The 17,610-nt window shown below is 68.2% G+C and carries 15 protein-coding genes; 9 read left to right on the top strand and 6 right to left on the bottom strand.

The window, feature by feature from the left end:
* Positions 1-48: 48 nt before the first annotated feature.
* From dnaE to FDA38_RS14455, 5 genes are all read left to right on the top strand, one after another.
* Positions 49-3,597 carry a DNA polymerase III subunit alpha gene (dnaE, locus tag FDA38_RS14435; protein WP_137254547.1) on the top strand — a complete coding sequence of 1,183 codons (3,549 nt, stop codon included), beginning with the start codon at positions 49-51 and terminating at the stop codon, positions 3,595-3,597.
* Positions 3,598-3,630: 33 nt separating this feature from the next.
* Positions 3,631-4,257 (top strand): hypothetical protein, encoded by a 627-nt coding sequence (locus tag FDA38_RS14440; protein ID WP_233714716.1) that lies wholly within the window; start codon positions 3,631-3,633, stop codon positions 4,255-4,257.
* A 48-nt stretch (positions 4,258-4,305) separates the two neighbouring features.
* On the top strand, positions 4,306-6,117 hold the full coding sequence (locus tag FDA38_RS14445; protein WP_137254548.1) for a DUF3352 domain-containing protein: 1,812 nt from the start codon (positions 4,306-4,308) through the stop codon (positions 6,115-6,117).
* A 73-nt stretch (positions 6,118-6,190) separates the two neighbouring features.
* Entirely contained in the window at positions 6,191-7,444 is a 1,254-nt protein-coding gene (locus FDA38_RS14450) for an amidohydrolase (RefSeq protein ID WP_137254549.1), read from the top strand.
* A 34-nt stretch (positions 7,445-7,478) separates the two neighbouring features.
* A complete protein-coding gene (locus tag FDA38_RS14455; RefSeq protein ID WP_137254550.1) occupies positions 7,479-7,850 on the top strand; it encodes a VOC family protein in 372 nt (123 codons plus the stop codon).
* On the opposite strand, the gene FDA38_RS14460 is transcribed toward FDA38_RS14455, so the two are convergent.
* Both FDA38_RS14460 and FDA38_RS14465 read right to left on the bottom strand, forming a co-directional pair.
* Entirely contained in the window at positions 7,851-8,606 is a 756-nt protein-coding gene (locus FDA38_RS14460; protein WP_137254551.1) for an SDR family NAD(P)-dependent oxidoreductase, read from the bottom strand. It abuts the gene before it with no gap.
* Positions 8,607-8,621: 15 nt separating this feature from the next.
* Complete coding sequence (locus tag FDA38_RS14465) at positions 8,622-9,341, bottom strand: SDR family oxidoreductase (protein ID WP_137254552.1); 720 nt, start codon at positions 9,339-9,341, stop codon at positions 8,622-8,624.
* A 100-nt stretch (positions 9,342-9,441) separates the two neighbouring features.
* Between FDA38_RS14465 and FDA38_RS14470 the strand changes: the two genes are divergently transcribed.
* Positions 9,442-10,317, top strand: a complete 876-nt coding sequence (locus FDA38_RS14470; protein WP_137254553.1) for a LysR family transcriptional regulator — start codon at positions 9,442-9,444, stop codon at positions 10,315-10,317.
* A gap of 39 nt (positions 10,318-10,356) precedes the next feature.
* Positions 10,357-11,493 (top strand): serine hydrolase domain-containing protein, encoded by a 1,137-nt coding sequence (locus tag FDA38_RS14475; protein ID WP_137254554.1) that lies wholly within the window; start codon positions 10,357-10,359, stop codon positions 11,491-11,493.
* Between the two features lie 3 nt (positions 11,494-11,496).
* Here FDA38_RS14475 and FDA38_RS14480 read toward each other — a convergent pair whose 3' ends face one another.
* The 4 genes from FDA38_RS14480 to FDA38_RS14495 form a co-directional block, all read right to left on the bottom strand.
* The gene (locus tag FDA38_RS14480) at positions 11,497-12,069 is read right to left on the bottom strand and encodes a dihydrofolate reductase family protein (RefSeq protein WP_137254555.1); all 573 of its coding nucleotides are present in this window, start codon (positions 12,067-12,069) and stop codon (positions 11,497-11,499) included.
* Between the two features lie 83 nt (positions 12,070-12,152).
* Positions 12,153-13,985 (bottom strand): DNA helicase RecQ, encoded by a 1,833-nt coding sequence (recQ, locus tag FDA38_RS14485; protein WP_137254556.1) that lies wholly within the window; start codon positions 13,983-13,985, stop codon positions 12,153-12,155.
* 59 nt (positions 13,986-14,044) lie between these two features.
* Positions 14,045-14,470 carry a VOC family protein gene (locus tag FDA38_RS14490; protein ID WP_137254557.1) on the bottom strand — a complete coding sequence of 142 codons (426 nt, stop codon included), beginning with the start codon at positions 14,468-14,470 and terminating at the stop codon, positions 14,045-14,047.
* Positions 14,467-15,309, bottom strand: coding sequence for an AraC family transcriptional regulator (locus FDA38_RS14495; RefSeq protein ID WP_137254558.1), 843 nt, complete (start codon positions 15,307-15,309; stop codon positions 14,467-14,469). The genes FDA38_RS14490 and FDA38_RS14495 overlap by 4 nt, the downstream gene beginning before the upstream one ends.
* A 122-nt stretch (positions 15,310-15,431) precedes the next feature.
* Here FDA38_RS14495 and ilvD point away from each other — a divergent pair, with 122 nt between their 5' ends.
* A complete protein-coding gene (gene ilvD / locus FDA38_RS14500; RefSeq protein ID WP_137254559.1) occupies positions 15,432-17,282 on the top strand; it encodes a dihydroxy-acid dehydratase in 1,851 nt (616 codons plus the stop codon).
* Between the two features lie 72 nt (positions 17,283-17,354).
* On the top strand, positions 17,355-17,606 hold the full coding sequence (locus FDA38_RS14505; RefSeq protein ID WP_137254560.1) for a hypothetical protein: 252 nt from the start codon (positions 17,355-17,357) through the stop codon (positions 17,604-17,606).
* The last annotated feature ends 4 nt before the right edge of the window (positions 17,607-17,610 follow it).

Genomic DNA, 17,610 nt, shown 5'->3' on the forward strand with positions numbered 1-17,610 from the left:
AGGCTGCTTCAGTCACGCTCACTTACGCCCTGGGAGGTCCGCGCCGATATGGGGTCCAGCGACAGTTTCGTGCATCTTCATGTGCACACCGAGTACTCGATGCTGGACGGCGCCGCACGGATCGACGAGTTGTTCAAAACCGCCCAGGAGATGGGGCAGCCGGCCATCGCGACGACCGACCACGGCTACGTGTTCGGGGCGTACGAGTTCTGGAAGACCGCGAAGAAGTACGACGTCAAGCCGATCATCGGCGTCGAGGCGTACCTGACGCCGCACACCCACCGCTCCGAGCGGAAGCGGGTCAAGTGGGGCGACGCGAACTCCGGCCGTGACGACGTCTCCGGCTCGGGTGCGTACACGCACATGACGCTGCTGGCGAAGAACACCTCCGGCATGCACAACCTGTTCAAGATGAGCTCGCTGGCCAGCCTCGAGGGCTACTACTTCAAGCCCCGGATGGACCGCGACCTGCTGAACACCTACGGCCAGGGCCTGATCGCGACCACCGGCTGCCCGTCCGGCGAGGTGCAGACCCGGCTCCGCCTGGGCCAGTACAAGGAGGCCGTCGAGGCCGCGTCGGAGTTCCGCGACATCTTCGGCAAGGAGAACTTCTACTGCGAGCTGATGGACCACGGCCTCGGCATCGAGCGGGACATCCAGAAGGACCTGCTCAAGCTGGCCAAGGAGCTCGGCCTGCCACTGGTCGCGACCAACGACCTGCACTACACCAAGCCCGAGGACTCCCAGGCGCATGCCGCGCTGCTGTGCGTGCAGTCCGGCTCGACGATGACGGATCCGAACCGGTTCAAGTTCGACGCGAACGAGTTCTACGTCAAGACCGCCGCCGAGATGCGCGAGGTCTGGAAGGACTTCCCGGAGGCCTGTGACAACACGCTGCTGATCGCCGAGCAGTGCGACGTCAGCTTCACCGAGGGCGAGGGCCGGTTCATGCCGCGCTTCCCCTGCCCGGAGGGTCACAACGAGGAGTCCTGGTTCGTCGCCGAGGTCGAGACCGGCCTGCACCGGCGCTACCCGGCCGGTATCCCGGACCAGGTCCGCAAGCAGGCGGAGTACGAGATCGAGGTCATCACCTCGAAGGGGTACGCCGGGTACTTCCTCGTCGTCGCCGACTTCATCAACTGGGCCAAGGAGCACGGCATCCGGGTCGGTCCGGGCCGTGGTTCCGGCGCCGGCTCGATGTGCGCGTACTCGATGAAGATCACCGACCTGGACCCGCTCCAGCACGGTCTGATCTTCGAGCGCTTCCTGAACCCGGAGCGGATGTCGATGCCCGACTTCGACATCGACTTCGACGACCGTCGCCGCCCCGAGGTGATCCGCTACGTCACCGAGAAGTACGGCGACGACCGGGTCGCGATGATCGTCACCTACGGCACGATCAAGGCCAAGCAGGCGATCAAGGACGCCGGCCGGGTGCTGGACTACCCGTTCGCGATGGGCGACCGGATCACCAAGGCGATGCCGCCGTCGGTGATGGGCAAGGACATCCCGCTGTCCGGCATCTTCGACTCCGGCCACAAGCGGTACTCCGAGGCCACCGAGTTCCGCTCGTTGTACGAGTCCGACCAGGACGTCCGCAAGATCGTCGACACCGCCCGCGGCCTGGAGAACCTGAAGCGCCAGTGGGGTGTGCACGCGGCCGGCGTGATCATGTCCAGCGAGCCGCTGATCGAGCTGATCCCGATCATGCGCCGCGAGCAGGACGGCCAGATCATCACCCAGTTCGACTACCCGAGCTGCGAGACGCTCGGCCTGGTCAAGATGGACTTCCTGGGTCTGCGCAACCTGACGATCATGGACGACGCGGTCAAGAACGTCGAGGCGAGCCGCGGCATCACACTGGACCTGGACCAGCTGGCCAAGTCGCTCGACGACCAACCGACGTACGACCTGCTGGCCCGCGGTGACACGCTCGGCGTGTTCCAGTTCGACGGCGGCCCGATGCGGGCTCTGCTGCGACTGATGCGGCCGGACAACTTCGAGGACATCTCCGCGGTCGGCGCGCTCTACCGGCCCGGTCCGATGGGTGCGAACAGCCACACCAACTACGCACTCCGCAAGAACAAGCAGCAGGAGATCAGCTACCCGCACGACGAGCTCGCCGTCGCGCTCGAGCCGATCCTGGGGACGACGTACGGCCTGATCGTCTACCAGGAGCAGGTCATGGCGATCGCCCAGCAGCTCGCCGGGTACACGCTCGGTAAAGCCGACCTGCTCCGCCGGGCGATGGGTAAGAAGAAGCGCGAGGTCCTGGACGCCGAGTACGTCGGCTTCTCCGAGGGCATGAAGGCGAACGGCTTCTCCGAGCAGTCGATCAAGGCGCTCTGGGACGTGCTGGTCCCGTTCTCCGACTACGCGTTCAACAAGGCGCACTCCGCGGCGTACGGGCTGGTGTCCTACTGGACGGCGTACCTGAAGGCGAACTTCCCGGCGGAGTACATGGCCGCTGTTCTGACGTCCGTGAAGGACGACAAGGACAAGATGGCCATCTACCTGAACGAGTGCCGCCGGATGGGTATCAAGGTGCTGCCGCCGGACGTCAACGAGTCCGACTCGAACTTCACCCCGGTCGGCACCGACATCCGCTTCGGCCTGTCCGCGATCCGCAACGTCGGCGTGAACGTGGTCGCCGAGATCGTCGCGGCCCGCGAGGAGAAGGGCCGGTTCACCGACTTCGTCGACTTCATCGACAAGGTGTCGCTGCCGGTCTGCAACAAGCGCGTGATCGAGTCGCTGGCCAAGGCCGGTTCGTTCGACTCGATGAACCACGCGCGCCGGGCCGTGGTCGCGGTGCACGAGCAGGCCGTGGACGAAGCCATCGACCTCAAGCGGAACGAGGCGCACGGCCAGTTCGACCTGTTCTCGATGGGTGACGACGATGCGGATGAGGGCGAGGGCAACAGCCGCCTGACCGTCACCGTCCCCGAGATCGAGGAGTGGGACAAGGCGACCAAGCTCGCGCACGAGCGCGACATGCTGGGGCTGTACGTGTCCGACCACCCGCTGTTCGGCGTCGAGCACGTGCTCACCAACGGCAGCGACTGCACGATCGGGCAGCTGCTCGCCGACGAGGACCGTCCGGACGGCAGCCGGGTCACGATCGGCGGCCTGGTGACCGCGGTCCAGCGGAAGGTGAACAAGCGCGGCGACATCTACGCGATCGTCACGATCGAGGACCTCGAAGGTTCGATCGAGGTGATGATGTTCTCCTCGGCGTACCAGCTGCATGCGCACCTGCTCACCAACGACGCGATCATCCTGATGAAGGGCCGGGTACGCCGCCGCGAGGACCGGCTCGAGCTGAGCGGCGACGAGGTTGTCGTACCGGACCTGACCGAGGGCCCGAGCGGACCGGTCGTGATCACGATGGCGGCCAACCGGTGTACGCCGCCGGTGGTTACGCAGCTGCGGGACGTGCTGAAGTCGCACCCGGGGATGACCGAGGTGCAGCTCAAGCTGCAGGCGCGGCAGAAGACCGAGATCTGGCGGATCGCGGATCAGTACCGGGTCACGCCGACGGCCTCGCTGATGGCCGACCTGAAGGCGCTCCTCGGTCCGTCCTGCCTGGCCAGCTGATCGGCGCTGGAACCGATGCGGCACACTGTCGACGTGAGTCAAGAGTCGTCTCAGCCTTCGCCGTACGTGGCGCCGGCGTCGAGTAATCCGTTCGGTGCGCCGCCGGTGGTTGAGCGTCCGCTGCCGTGGGCGAAGGCCGTGCTGGTGACGGTCGCGGTGTTCCTCGTGGCCGGCGTGGTGGCCGGGTGGGCGTGGCAGGAGTTCTCCCCGCTCGCGCAGTACACCGTGGACGAGCAGGGCGGTGCGCTCGGCGAGGAGCAGATGACCCGGATCTTCGGGCCGGACGGGACGTTCACCGCGATCGGGTTCCTCGCCGCGCTGGTGCTCGGTGGAGCGCTGTTCTGGTGGCTGCGGAACTACGGTCCGTGGTCGGTGGCGATTGTTGCCCTCGGCGCCTGCTTGGGTGGGGGCGTCTGCTGGGGCGTCGGCATGCTGCTCGGGCACGACGCGATCGAGCCGCGGCTGCGGGCCGCCCGGCCGGGTGACCTGGTGGCGGCGCCGCTCGAGCTGCATACCTGGACACCGGTGGCCGCATGGCTCGTCGGCGCTGCGCTCGCGTGCGCGGTGATCGCGGCCACGACGTGGCGCGCGGATCCTGTTGCTCCGGTTGCAACCACTTCGCAACCTCCTGCGTCAGACCCTGCGCCACCGGTCCACTAGCCTTTGCAGGTCCGGCGGGTGAGGCCACCGGAGCCAGCGAGGGAGCTTATGTCCGACCAGAACCAACCCCCCAACCCGCAGTACCCAGGCGCCGGCGGTCCGCAGTACGGTCCGCCGCCCGGCCAGCACCCGGGCCAGAACCCGTGGCCGCAGCAGGGCCGGCCGCCGGTTCCGCCGCAGCAGGGTCAGCCGCCGCGGGGGCCGCAGGGACAGCCCCAGGGTCAGCCACAGTACGGACAGCAGCCCGGGTATCCGCCGCAGCAGCCGATGCACCCGCAGCAGGGTCAGCCGCAGTACGGCGGGCCGCAGCAGGGGCAGCAGTACGGCCAGCAGTACGGCCAGGGCGGTCCGCAGTACGGTCAGCCGGGGCAGGCGTCGTACGAGCAGATGCACATCGGTGGTCAGCCGCAGTGGCAGCCAGAGCCGAAGAAGAAGCGCGGCAAGGTGATCCCGATCATCGCCGCCCTCGCGATGGTCCTGGTCGTGGCCGGCGGCGGAATCTTTGCCTACGGCAAGCTTGCCGGCGGCAAGCAGCCCGCCGACGTGCTGCCGGGTACGGCGGTTGCGTACGCCAGGGTGGACCTGAACCCGTCCGCCGGCCAGAAGGTCGCCGCGATCCGGTTCATGATGAAGTTCCCGTCGGTGAAGGACAAGCTCAGGCTGACCGGCGACAAGGACGATCTGCGGCAGAAGCTGTTCGAGCAGATCAAGAAGTCCTCCGGCGACGACCTCGCCGACGTCGACTACGACAAGGACATCAAGCCGTGGCTCGGCGACCGCGCCGGCGTCGCCGCGCTCCCGCCGGCCGACGGCAAGCGCGAGCCGGACGTGGTGGTCGCGGTCCAGGTGAAGAACCAGGACGCCGCGAACAAGGGCATGGACAAGCTCCTCGCGAACGAGGACAAGAAGCCCGGCCGCGCGTTCAGCGACGGGTACATGCTGCTGTCCGACGACCAGGCGACGGTCGACTCGGCCGTCGAGACCGCCAAGGACAACCCGCTGACCAAGAACGCGAAGTACAGCGCGGACATGGACAAGCTGGGCGAGCAGGGCTTCCTGTCGGGCTGGGCGGACGTGAAGGGGATCGCCTCGATCACCGGCAAGGTCGACTCCGGTCAGATCGCCGGCCTCGGCGACGCCACGACGGCTGTCGCGCTGCGGTTCGACGCGTCGTACGTCGAGCTCAAGGGCATCGGCCAGGGCGACAAGAGCATCAAGGTGAACTCGGGCGCCGACGCCGCCGACCTGATCACGAAGCTGCCGGACAGCACGGCCGGTGCGATCGCGATCTCCGGTGGCGACAACCTGATCGACACCGCGTGGCAGCAGGTGCAGAAGGCGGGCGGTGAGAACCTCAAGCCGATGCTCGACCGGATCAGCGAGGAGACCGGCCTGACGCTGCCGGACGACCTGAAGAGCCTGGCCGGTAAGAACCTCGCGGTCGCGATGGACAAGGACACCGCGAACGGTCCGAAGATCGCTGCCCGGATGGAGACCGACCCGGCGAAGGCCGAGCCGGTGGTACAGAAGCTGACCTCGCTGTTGCGGCAGCGTTCGTCGGCCAACATCCCGATCGAGACCGCGAAGGACGACGACACGCTGGTGGTCTCGACCAGCAAGGAGTACGCCGACCAGGTGCTGCAGGGCGGCAACCTCGGCGGGACCGACAACTTCAAGCAGGCGCTGCCGGACACCAAGGGCGCGTTGATGATCGGGTACGTCGACTTCGCGTCGATCGGCTCGCTCAGCCAGCGGTTCGCCGACGACAAGGACCTGGCGGCGCTCCGCTCGGCCGGCATCGTCACCCGCTCGACCGGCGACGGCCAGGCCGAGTTCAGCCTGCGGGTCGTCGCGAAGTAGCCACTCGCTGAAAGCCCCGGGCGTCCGCACGTGGACGGCCCGGGGCTTCTTCGTGATCGTCTACAGTGCGGATATGGACGGGGACCTGGTAGCACGGTTGCGGTCGACCTACGAGGATCTGCACGCTCACCCGGAGCTGTCCGGGGATGAATACCGTACGGCGGGGATCGCCGCGAGCTGGTTGCGTGAACAGGGCTTCGACGTACTCGAGGGCGTCGGTGGAGCCGGTGTCGTCGGCGTGCTGAGTCAGGGCGACGGGCCGACGGTGTTGCTGCGTGCCGACATGGACGCCTTGCCGGTCGCCGAAGAGACCGGACTTCCGTACGCGAGCACGGTCGACGGCGTCATGCACGCCTGCGGTCATGACATGCACGTCACCTGCCTCCTCGGCGCTGCGGTCGAGCTGGCCGCCGACCGCGACGGGTGGCGCGGGACGCTGGTGGTCGTGTTCCAGCCTGCCGAGGAGCTCGGCGCCGGCGCTCGGGACATGGTCGACGACGGCCTGTACCAGAAGGTGCCGAAACCCGACATCGTTCTCGGCCAGCACGTGGCCCCGATCCCGGCGGGCACGCTGGGGTTGCGACCCGGACCCTCGTTCGCGTCCGCCGACACCCTGCGCGTCACGCTGTTCGGTGTGGGCGGTCACGGGTCCCGCCCGGAGGCGACGGTCGATCCGGTCCTGCTCGCGGCGACGACCACCGTCCGCCTGCACACCGTGGTCTCCCGGGAGGTCGCCGGCAACGACACCGCCGTACTCACTGTCGGTGCGATCAACGCCGGCACGAAGGCCAACATCATCCCCGACAAGGCCGAGTTGCTGGTGAATGTCCGCAGCTACTCCGAGCAGGTGCGCGGCCGGGTGCTCGGAGCGATCGAGCGCATCGTCGCCGCGGAGGCTCAGGCCGCCGGGGCCCCGCGACCGCCGACCGTCGAGCGACTGGAGGCCGTGCCCGCCCTGATCAACGATGCTGCCGCCACCGAACGGACGCAGCAGGTGCTGGAGTCCGTCGTCGGTGCCGGACGGGTGGTCGACCCGGGCCTGATCACGGGCAGCGAGGACGTCGGCATTCTCGCCGAGTCCGCCGACGCGCCGATCGTCTACTGGCTGCTCGGCGGGGCCGACCCGGCCGAGTTCGCCGGCGCCGAGTCGATGGAGCAGATTGTCCAGGTCGTGGCCGGTCTGCCGTCCAATCACTCGCCGCACTACCACCCGGTCCCGAGCCCGACGATCGAGATCGGTGTCAACGCACTGGTCACCGCGGCCCGCCACTGGCTCGATTCTTTGCCGGGTGATGTCGAAAAGCCGGGACCGGGTTCTACCTCCTGAGTGAAAGCACCTCTTCACGAGAAGGAGAACCACCATGAACCACATCAGCGAGATCCGGACCGTCGGCGTACCGGTGACCGACCAGGACCGTGCGGTCGCGTTCTACACCGAGACGCTGGGCTTCGAGGTGTTGATGGACGCCCCGCTGCCGCAGTTCGGCGGTCGCTGGATCGTCGTCGCGCCGGCCGGATCGTCCGCGAGCATCGCGCTCGTACCAGCGTCGGAAGGCAACCCGGCCGGTGTCGACACCGGCATCCGGATGGGCAGCCAGGACGCGAAGGCCGCCCATCAGCATTTCCTCGACAGCGGCGTGGACACCGACGAGCTGCTCGAGTGGCCTGGAGTCCCGCCGATGTTCAGCCTGCGGGACCAGGACGGAAATCGTCTCTACGTCTCGCAGTTCTGACTACAGCCGTACTCCGGTGAGCGAGGCGCAGGCTTCCAGGAACCCCTCCTGCGCCTCGCGATCCGAAGCCAGTGGATGAGTCCGATGCGGCCGCTCGTGGTAGTAATACCCACCGCTGCCGGTGTCCGTCGCGGTCGCCAGCCACGCCTGCGTCAGGTGTCCCTGACTGAGGTCGCCCGGCGCACCGCGACCGCCCATCTTGGTCGGCACCCAGCCGGGGTCGACCGCGTTCGACTGCACCTCCGGCCACAGCCGGGCGACGGCGAAGGTCAGCAGTACGTCGTGCAGCTTGGAGTCCGAATACGCCTGCGCTCCACGCCACCGCCGCCGTACCCACTGGAGATCGTCCAGCTCCAGGTCGCCGCCGAGGTGCATGCCCGAGCTGAGGTAGATCAGCCGGTCCGGCCTCTCGATGAGGACAGTCAGCAGGTACGGCGCGAGCGCGTTGATCGCGAACACGTGCTCCAACCCGTCGACCGTCTTTCTTCGCGGCTCTTGGTACCCGACCGCCGCGTTGTGTACGACGACATCGAACCGGCCGGACTCGTTCGCCTGCCGCGCCACGTCCCGCGTCTCGTCGAGACTTGAGAGGTCGCCGACGACGGCCGTGGCCGCGCCCGGGACAGCCGCGAGAGCCTCGCGCGCACGTCGCTCGCTGCGAGCGTGGAGCACGACCTCATGCCCCTGTGCGACCAGCTCCCGCGCGAGCATCCGCCCGAGGCCGTCCGCCGAACCAGTGATCAGAGTGCGTGTCACAGCACCCACTCTGCCTCACACCAGCACATGGCCGCCGTCGACCGACACGATCGAGCCGGTCGCGTACCCCTGGTTCATCAGGTAGACGTACGCCGACGCGATGTCCGTAACCTCACCGACCCGGCCGACCGGGATCAGTCGCGACGTCTCGTCGTACAGCGTCTGCTGGTCCTCGACGGACATGTTCGACCACAGCGGCGAGCGGACCACGCCGGGCTTGACCGCGTTGACGCGCAGCGGGGCCAGCTCCACAGCGAGTGCGCGGACCAGTGAGTCGACCGCTCCGCAGATGCTGGCCGCCACCGACCAGCCCGGACCGGGACGGTCGCCGGCGGCGCCGGTCGTGAGTACGACGGAGCCGCCAGGGCGGATCTTGGACGCGGCGGCGCTGACCGCACCGAGGGCGCCGAAGTAGCGAAGCTCGAACGCCTTGCGAGCCCGGGCGAGGTCCATCGACACGACCTCGAGCAGGGCAAGCGACTCACCGGCCGTGTAGACGAGGTGGTCGAACGGGTCGAGGCCCGCGAAGAACTCCGTCACCGCCGCGGAGTCGGTGAGGTCGACTGCCTCACCCGAAGCCGAGTCGGGCAGGGACTCCAGGGCACGCTTCACCGATTCAGGGTTGCTGGAGGCAACGATCACGGTCGCGCCTTGCGCCGCGGCCAGTTGAGCGGTGGCCAGGCCGATTCCCGACGTACCGCCGAGGATGACGACGCGTTGGTTCTGCAAGGACATGGGAAGACCTTTCGTGGTGGGGGATTCCCTTCCACGATGCGGTCGGCGGGCAGCCGCCGTCCAAGACCTGTTCCGGTCGCTGTAATACTCTGAAGGTATTATGGATCTCGATCTCCGCAAGCTCCGGTACTTCGTGGCCGTCGCCGAGGAACTGCATTTCGGCCGGGCGGCGGAGCGGTTGCACATCGCGCAGCCGGTGCTGTCCCGGCAGATCCGGGCGCTCGAGGACGAGCTCAGGGCGCAACTCTTCGTCCGCACCAAGCGCGCCACCGAGCTGACCCCGGCCGGGCGGCAACTCCTCGACGACGCACGCCCGCTTCTCTCCGCGGCGGATGCGACACGTCGACGAGTGGCCCAAGCGGCACGCGGCTCGAAGACGTTCACGATCGGCTTCATGCCGGGTCTCACCGTGACCGAAGCAGTCCGCGCGTTCGGCGCGAGCCACCCCGACATCGACGTCGAGCTGATCCGGACCACCTGGAACGACCAGGTCGACGTACTGCACGACGGCCGGGTCGACGTCAGCATCGTCCGGTTGCCGATCGACCAGGCCGGGCTGACCGTTCGCCCGCTGTTCGAGGAGCCACGCGTCGCGATGCTCCCCTCCGACCACCGCCTCGCAGGCAAGCCCGTCATCGACATCACCGACCTCGCCGACGAGCACCTGCTCCAGGACCCGGACGCCGTACCCGAATGGCGCGACATCGCCCTCGAACTCCGCACCCGCACCGCCAAGCCGATCCCCGCAATGCGCAGCGTCGAAGAAAAACTCGAACACGTCGCCACCGGCCGCGGCATCTCGATCATCCCGCTGTCCGTGGCGACGTTCTACCGTCGCCCCGATGTTGTCGCCGTCCCCGTCACCGACCTTGCCCACAACAGCGTCTGTCTCGCGTGGGTCTCCACCCGGCGTTCGCGGCTGATCCAGGAGTTCGCCGCGCTGGCCGGGACCGTCGACTGGAACGCTGCCCGATAGGGCAGTGCCACCGGATCGAATCGGTGGCACGATCGAAGGATGCGGTGGAGCGCAGCCGCCCTCCTGGTGCTTGCGCTGATGGGATGTTCTGGTGGGGGAGACAGGCCAACAGCTCAGCCGGGCGCGCCCGCGACGCTGCCGGCGCCCGGCACGGCAACCCTCGAACCGGCGAAGGCCAGGTCCTTGCAGGACGTCCTCGCGAAGGTCGTCGCCGTCCCGGACAGCCCGTCCGGCTCGCGAGGTGTGACCGCGGCCGTGGTCACCGACAACTGGGTGTGGTCGGGCGCGGCCGGAGCGGACATCCGCGGTACGCCGTTGCGGCCGAACACCAGCATCCCGGTCGAGAGCATCACGAAGACCTTCGTCGCCGCCGAGATACTGCTACTCGCCCAAGCGAAGAAGCTCGATCTCGAGGCGCCGCTGTCGACCTACGTGCAGCACAAGCTGACCGCGAACAATGCGACCGTTCGTCAGCACCTGTCGATGACGGCAGGTGTGCAGGACTTCCAGTCGGCCGACTACGGCGAGCTGGCCGACGCGGTCGCCGCCGCACCGAGCAGGCACTGGACGATCGACGAGTCGCTGAACTACTTCACGACGGCGGTCAAGTCGCCGGGCGGTTCGCCCAGCTTCAGCAATCCGAGCTACGCGCTGCTCGCGATGCTGATCGAGAAGGTGACCGGCGGTCCGTTCGCTGCTGCGCTGCGGCGCGATCTGGTCGCGCCCGCCGGTCTGCAGCACGCGGCCTTCCAGGACGGGGAGAAGCCGCAGCCACCGGTGGTCGGTGACGACAACGACTCGTGCGGTGAACCCGACGGCTACGTCCCGTGCCGTGCCTTCGCGAGCGCCACCGCGCCGTACGGCGGGCTGGCCGCCGATGCGCCGACCGTCGCTCGTTGGGGTTACCAACTGTACGGCGGACGCGTGCTGCCGCCCGGCCCGACCGGCGAGCTGACCAAGGGCACCGACTACGGCCTCGGCACGATGCTGATGGCGCGACAGTTCGGCCTCGGTACGGCGTACGGGCACGTTGGCGACGGACCTGACCACTCCAGCCTGCTGGTCGTGATCCCGGAGAAGCGGGTGTCGGTCGCGCTGATCCTCGCCGACGGCGGCCGGAACATCGGTGTGCCGATGGCCGAGCTGACGAAGGCGCTCGAGCCGTTGCTCAGCTGATCGTCAGCGACGCACCCGGTAGCGGATGTGGGTTGCCTGCGGGGTGTCGATCACGCGCGCGATCTCCAGCTCGATCCGCTCAGGCAGTACGTCGAAGAGCCGCATCCCGCCGCCGAAGAGCACCGGGACCTGGTCGATCTGCAGCTCGTCGAGTACGCCGGCCGCCAGCGCCTTCTGCGCGGTGACCGCGCCGTGAACCAGCACATCCTTGTCACCGGCTGCTGCCTTCGCCTGCGCGATCGCAGTCTCGACGTCGCTCACGAACGTCACCTTCTCGTACGGCGAAGTCGCGGTCAGGTCGCTGGTGACGACGAAGATCGGTACGCCGTGGTGGTCGCCGCCGTAGAAGTCGACCTGCTCGCCCGTACGGCGGCCGACCACGACCGCGCCGGTCGCCTGCAGTTCGTCCCAGATCACTGCGGCCTCACCCGCGGGCCGGCCGACGTCGCCGTCCTCGTTCAGGTACCACTGGTGCAGCCGCATGAACTCGTCGCCGCCCGGGTTACCGATCCCGTCGTTCGGACCCGCGATGTAGCCGTCGGCGGACATCGACATCAACAACACAGCTGAAGACATGAGCGCTCTCCCTCGGCTCGATGGCGCGGCTGATCCGCACCATCCTCTGCCTTCGCGTCGAAGAACCCCGGCCGGTTTCGACATCAATCCGCGGCCAGTGCCTCCAGTACGCCGTCGCCGTACTTGGCCAGCTTGTTCTCGCCGACGCCGCTGATCCTGCCCAGCTCGGCCAGCGACGTCGGCAGGTCGGTCGCGATCTGCCGCAGCGTCGCGTCGTGAAAGATGACGTACGCCGGAACGCCCTGCTCCTTCGCCACCGCGCCCCGCCACGCGCGCAACCGCTCGAAGACCGGCGCCGCCTCCGGTGGCAGGTCGACCGCCGCCTTCTTCCCGCCCGACGACCTGCTCGAGGACCGGACCCGCTCGGGCTCCCGCCGCATCATCACCTCACGCCGCCGACCGAGCACCTCAGCGCTTTCTTCGGTCAGGACGAGCGTGCCGTAGTCACCTTCGACCGCCAGCAACCGCAGCGCCAGCAACTGCCGGACCACGCCACGCCACTCGGTGTCCTTCAACTCGGTGCCGATCCCGAACACGGTCAGCTCGTGATGCCGGAACTGCTTGACCTTGTCGGTCTCCTTGCCGAGCAGGATGTCGACCAGCTGCCCGGCGCCGAACTTCTGCCCGCGCTCGTGCTGCAGCCGGTACACCGTCGACAACAGCTTCTGCGCCGCGATCGTCCCGTCCCACGACTCGGGCGGCGTCAGGCACGTGTCGCAGTTCCCGCACGAGTCGCCGTGCTGTCCGAAGTACGCAAGCAGTTGCGACCGCCGGCACTGCACGGTCTCGCACAATGCGAGCATCGCGTCGAGGTGCGAACCGAGCCGGCGGCGATGCGCGAGATCACCCTCGGACGTGTCGATCATCTTCCGCTGCTGGACGACGTCCTGCAGACCGTAGGCGAGCCAGGCTGTCGACGGCAGACCGTCCCGCCCGGCGCGACCGGTCTCCTGGTAGTAGCCCTCGACCGACTTCGGCAGATCGAGATGCGCGACGAACCGGACGTCCGGCTTGTCGATCCCCATCCCGAACGCGATCGTCGCGACCACGACCAGCCCGTCCTCCCGGAGGAACCGCGACTGGTTGTCCGCGCGCGTCCGGCTGTCGAGGCCGGCGTGGTACGGCACGGCCTCGATCCCGTTCTGCGTCAGGAAGGCCGCGGTCTTCTCGACGCTGTTGCGGGACAGGCAGTACACGATGCCCGCGTCGCCGGCGTGCTCGGTGCGGAGCAGGTCGAGCAACTGCCGCTGTGGGTTGTCCTTCGGAACGATCCGGTACTGGATGTTCGGCCGGTCGAAGCTCGCGACGAAATGCTTGGCCTCGGACAGGTTCAGCCGGGTCGCGATCTCCTTGTGCGTCGCCTCGGTCGCAGTCGCTGTCAACGCGATCCGAGGTACGTCGGGCCAGCGCTCGTGCAACTCGGACAGCATCAGGTAGTCGGGCCGGAAGTCGTGCCCCCACTGGGACACACAGTGCGCCTCGTCGATCGCGAACAGCGAGATCTTGCCCTGGTCGAGCAGTCGCACGGTCGACTCGACTCGCAACCGCTCGGGCGCGAGATACAGCAGGTCGAGCTCGCCGGCCAGGAACGCCTGCTCGACCTCGCGCCGCTGGTCGAAATCCTGCGTGGAGTTGAGGAATCCGGCCCGGACGCCGAGCGCGGTGAGCGCGTCGACCTGGTCCTGCATCAGCGCGATCAGCGGCGAGATCACCACGCCGACGCCGGACCGGACCAGCGCAGGGATCTGGTAGCACAGCGACTTGCCGCCACCGGTCGGCATCAGCACCAGCGCGTCGCCGCCCGCGACCACGGTGTCGATGATCTCGGCCTGCTGACCGCGAAAGGCGTCGTACCCGAAGACCCGGCGGAGGGTCTGCAGGGCTTCGGAGTCAGGCAGTGCGGTTGTCTCGCTCACCTCGGCGAGTCTAATGAGATCGACCGACAGATGCCGACTCGATCGCCGCAGCCTGTGGATTACTTCGGGATCTCACCCGCATACGTGCCGACGCTCCACAGATTGCCCTCGAAATCGCGCACGGTGAACCCGCGCGATCCGTAATCCGTGTCCTCGAGACCGCGGACGACGACCGCGCCCGCGCCGATCGCACGGCCGATCAGGCTGTCGGGATCGTCGTGCACGAGATAGACCGACTGGCGCTGGTCCGTCAGCGCGGTGAACTCGTCCGGCTCGGCCTTCGCGTCGGCCGAGCCCAGCATGATTCCGCCGCCGGTCGGCCAGGACAGCTCCGCGTGGGCGATCGAACCTTCGACGGCGCCTTGGTACGACGCGACCACGGTGAAGCCGAGGCCTTCGGTGAGGAACTTCAGCGCTGCTTGCCCGTCCCGGTAGTGCAGCCCGGGCCAGACGCCGATCACATTCTTCTCAGTCACAGTGTTCATACCTTCGAGACTCGCGCCCCGGCAGGGGTGAAGTCTTGAAGGTTTGGGAGTTCCTCGGTCATCCATTGCCGTGGCGAGCAACCCGCGATCGCCTGGAACTCACGGGTCAGATGCGCTTGATCGGCATACCCGGCCGCGGCGGACAAGTCAGCCAGTCGCGTCGTCGGGTGCTGACGCAGGTGCCCGGTGACGCGCTCGAAACGCAGTACGCGAGCGGCGACCTTGGGCGCCAGGCCGAGCTCCCGCGTGAAGCGGTCGGTGAGATGGCGTCGGCTCCAGCCGACCTCGGTCGCCAGGTCCTGGATGCCGAGCGATCCGCGGGACGCGCAGAGTCGCTGCCAGGCCCAGCTGACCTCAGGCTGGGCTGTGCCCGCGTTGCTCTGGCCGAGTTGCTGCAGCAGCAAGCTCTCGATCAGGTCGAACCGCTTGTCCCAGCTCGGCTCTTCGCGCAGCTGCTCGGTCAGCTCGCGAGCCGACCGACCGAGCACCTCGTCGAGGCCGACCACGATCGAGGCGAGCTGGCCCGGCGGCAGTCCGAGGAGCTCGCGGGCCGCCGGGGGAGTGAGCGAGATCTGTACGCCGGCCCGGCTGTCGGTCTGGCCGATATGCACCGCGGTGGAATGCAGCCCACCGGCGAGGGCGTCGTACTTGTCGACCGGGTGGCCCGGCCACGCGACGCCGAGCGCCTCGTCCAGCGTGATGACCAGCGTCATGAACCGTGACGGCAGGCCGCGGTGCAGCTCCATCGGATACCCGTACGACGCGTAGCCGACGAGGTCGCCGACATACGGGCGCAGGGCAGCGTGCACCGGCCGCGTGTGGTGCTCCATCCCTGCCATGACCACAGGCTAGATCCAGCCTCGGACAGAATCAGCCCCTCCAGAATCCGGGACCCGCGTACCGCCATCCGGACGGGCGTGGCACCATCGGATAGTCGTCCGGACGTAGAGGAGAACCTGTCGTGCCCGCTTTGAGGTCCCGTACCGTCACCCACGGCCGCAACATGGCGGGCGCCCGCGCGCTCATGCAGGCCTCCGGGGTAGCCCGCGAGGACTTCGGCAAGCCGATCATCGCGGTCGCGAACAGCTTCACCGAGTTCGTCCCCGGCCACACCCACCTCGCCCCGGTCGGCCGGATCGTCTCCGAGGCGATCCACGCGGCCGGCGGCATCGCCCGCGAGTTCAACACGATCGCCGTCGACGACGGGATCGCGATGGGCCACGGCGGCATGCTCTACAGCCTGCCCTCCCGGGACCTGATCGCCGACTCGGTCGAGTACATGGTCGAGGCGCACTGCGCGGACGCGCTGGTCTGCATCTCGAACTGCGACAAGATCACCCCCGGCATGCTGAACGCCGCGCTCCGGCTGAACATCCCGACCGTGTTCGTCTCCGGCGGCCCGATGGAGGCCGGCCGGGCCACGCTGGTCGACGGGACGGTCCGCAAGCTCGACCTGATCGACGCGATGTCCGAGGCCGTCAACGAGAACGTCTCCGACGCCGACATCCTGCGGATCGAGGAGAACGCCTGCCCGACCTGCGGTTCGTGTTCGGGCATGTTCACCGCGAACTCGATGAACTGCCTGACCGAGGCGATCGGCCTCTCGCTGCCGGGCAACGGTTCGGTGCTCGCGACCCACACCGCCCGCCGCGCGCTGTACGAGAAGGCCGGCGAAACCGTCGTACAGATCACCAAGCGGTACTACGACAACGACGACGCGACCGTGCTGCCGCGGAACATCGCGACCAAGGAAGCCTTCGGGAACGCGATGGCGCTGGACATCGCGATGGGCGGGTCGACGAACACGATCCTGCACCTGCTCGCGGCCGCGCAGGAGGCCGAGGTCGGCTTCGACCTGGACGACATCAACGCGGTCTCGCGCCGGGTCCCGTGCCTGGCCAAGGTCGCACCGAACGTGGCGCCTCAAGGCACGTACTACATGGAGGACGTCCATCGCGCCGGCGGCATCCCCGCCATCCTGGGCGAGCTCCACCGGGCCGGCCTGCTGAACGAGAACATCCACACCGTGCACAGCGACTCGATCGACGAGTGGCTGAAGACGTGGGACCTGCGCGGCGGTTCGCCGTCGCCGGAGGCCGTCGAGCTGTGGCACGCGGCGCCGGGCTGCAAGCGTTCGGCGACGGCGTTCTCGCAGTCCGAGCGGTGGGAGACGCTCGACACCGACGCGGCCGGCGGATGCATCCGCGACTTCGAGCACGCGTACTCGAAGGACGGCGGTCTCGCCGTACTGAAGGGCAACCTGGCCGTCGACGGTTGCGTCGTGAAGACGGCCGGTGTGGACGAGTCGATCTGGACGTTCCAGGGACCTGCGGTGGTGTGCGAGTCGCAGGAAGAGGCCGTCGAGAAGATCCTGGCCAAGCAGGTGCAGCCGGGTGACGTCGTCGTGATCCGGTACGAAGGTCCGAAGGGCGGGCCGGGTATGCAGGAGATGCTGTACCCGACGTCGTTCCTCAAGGGCCGCGGTCTGGGCAAGGTCTGCGCACTGGTCACCGACGGCCGCTTCTCCGGCGGTACGTCGGGACTCTCGATCGGGCACGCTTCACCCGAAGCGGCATCCGGCGGCACGATCGCCCTGGTCCAGGACGGCGACCAGATCCGCATCGACATCCCCGGCCGCTCGATCGAACTGCTGGTCGACGAGGCCGAACTGACCGCGCGCCGGGAAGCGCTCGGCGGGGTCTACGCGCCGAAGAACCGCGAGCGCAAGGTCTCCGCCGCGCTCCGGGCGTACGCCGCGATGGCCACCAGCGCGGACAAGGGCGCCGTACGGGACGTCTCCAAGCTCGGCTGATCCCACGCATTGTCACCGTGCCGCGTCCAGGCGTAGCTTGGCGGCAGGGGATGCCTGACCTGGGGAGGGGTCATGGGGGACGAGCGGGAGGAACGATTCCGTGCTGCGCTCGACGAGGGGCGTAAGCCGGCGGTGTTCATGTTCCAGCCGACGAACTTCGAGCAGGTGACGCCGGAGCGACTGTCGGAGTGGGAACGCAGTGTCCAGGAGGGCTTCGGCCTGAACACGTACGGGTTCGAACGCGAAGTGCTGCTGCGCTCCGCGTCGTGGTCGAACTGCGGCAACGGCCAGATCTGCGCCGACGACTCCGACTGGCACGAGTGAGGGC

Source organism: Kribbella jiaozuonensis (genome assembly GCF_005233875.1).
In the GTDB taxonomy this organism is placed as follows: Bacteria; Actinomycetota; Actinomycetes; order Propionibacteriales; family Kribbellaceae; genus Kribbella; species Kribbella jiaozuonensis.